This is a genomic window from Xenorhabdus littoralis (assembly GCF_033949345.1).
Taxonomy (GTDB): domain Bacteria; phylum Pseudomonadota; class Gammaproteobacteria; order Enterobacterales; family Enterobacteriaceae; genus Xenorhabdus; species Xenorhabdus littoralis.
The window spans coordinates 1-266 of sequence record NZ_VCDP01000310.1 but is presented as its reverse complement, the minus strand read 5'-3'; the positions used below and the strand labels follow the sequence as shown (position 1 = coordinate 266).

Here is a 266-nt window from a genome sequence, read left to right as displayed (position 1 = left end):
GGGGAGAACCAGCTATCTCCAGGTTCGATTGGAATTTCTCCGCTACCCACACCTCATCCCCGCACTTTTCAACGTGCGTGGGTTCGGGCCTCCATTCAGTGTTACCTGAACTTCACCCTGGACATGGGTAGATCACCTGGTTTCGGGTCTACGACCACGTACTAAACGCCCTATTCAGACTCGCTTTCGCTGCGGCTCCGCCTCTTCAGCTTAACCTCGCACGGGATCGTAACTCGCCGGTTCATTCTACAAAAGGCACGCCATCA

General features: G+C 54.9%; 1 rRNA gene. It reads right to left on the bottom strand.

Features of this window, described 5'->3' with window-relative positions:
* Positions 1-266 (bottom strand): 23S ribosomal RNA (locus FE394_RS19700); the annotation flags it as partial.